The following is a 761-nucleotide window of genomic DNA, read 5'->3' as shown; positions in this document are numbered from 1 at the left end:
CCATAAAGCCGAAGATTTCACTATATGAAAACATATGAGTAAATAACCCAAGGAATGATGGACCGAAGCCGACACCTGCATCTAGACCAACGTAAAAAGTAGATGTCGCGATACCATATTTAATCGGGGGTGAGACTTTTATCGCAATAGATTGCATTGCAGATGATAAATTTCCATACCCTAAACCTAGGCAAGCACCAGCAAGTAATATTAACCAGCTTTGATAGCTTGAAATTAAGCACACAAATGAAAGGAAAAGCATGATAAATGCTGGATAGACAATAATATTTTCATTTTTATCATCCATCAATCTACCAGCAATAGGTCTAGTAATTAACGATGCTATAGCATAGCAAATAAAGAAATAGCTTGCTGCAGTGACTAGGTGTCGCTCTAAAGCAAATGCTTGTAAATAAGTTAGGATTGACGCATAGGTAACGCCAATTAAAAGCATAATTACAGCAACAGGAATGGCCTCTTTTGCAATAAATTGATGAATACTAAATCTTGGTTTATTAATGACATCAGTTTCAGTTTTATTATTTGTTACTTCGAAATCAACTTTTATAAATAATGAGATAATGAGTCCGAGTATGCCTAATATGACACAAATAATAAACAGTAAATCAATTGCGTATTTTGTAATAAGTAACATGCCTAGAAATGGGCCAATCGCTGTACCTAATACTAAACTTAAGGAAAATAAACTGATGCCTTCACTTTTTCTATTAACAGGGGTAACGTATGCCGCAATAGTACCT

General features: G+C 34.6%; 1 protein-coding gene. It reads right to left on the bottom strand.

Translation table 11 applies throughout. From position 1 onward, the window contains the following. On the bottom strand, positions 1-761 hold a 761-nt coding region (locus IDG60_RS27880; protein WP_206161015.1), incomplete at both ends, for an MFS transporter.

Source organism: Staphylococcus sp. EG-SA-2, from assembly GCF_017152085.1.
The sequence above is the reverse complement of the archived record's forward strand: the minus strand, read 5'-3'. Positions and strand labels throughout refer to the sequence as shown.